This window comes from Rhizobium ecuadorense (assembly GCF_001187535.1).
In the GTDB taxonomy this organism is placed as follows: Bacteria; Pseudomonadota; Alphaproteobacteria; order Rhizobiales; family Rhizobiaceae; genus Rhizobium; species Rhizobium ecuadorense.
On sequence record NZ_LFIO01000186.1, the window covers coordinates 1 to 241 of the forward strand.

The window sequence follows — 241 nt, forward strand, 5'->3', positions numbered from 1 at the left end:
GACCATGGCGATGGCCAATGGCAGAGAACCGACGTCCATGACCGGCTCGACACGCAGATGCCGCGCACTGGCGGCTGCCATGAACGCCTGATGGATACTGAGATGCTTGGTTCCGAGAACCAGCGGAAATCCGCAAACTTCGGCCAGTGGAATTTCCGTTCGGCCGGCAAGGTTCAAGGCCGGATTGGCAACGACCGAGAGGCGCTCGCTCGGTCCGAGATGGATCCGGGTCATCTGCGTC

1 protein-coding gene is annotated in these 241 nt (G+C 61.4%); it reads right to left on the minus strand.

The window, feature by feature from the left end; all coding sequences use genetic code 11:
* Positions 1-241, minus strand: a 241-nt coding sequence (locus tag AF337_RS04595) for a LysR substrate-binding domain-containing protein (protein ID WP_244471184.1), incomplete at both ends; no start/stop codon positions are given.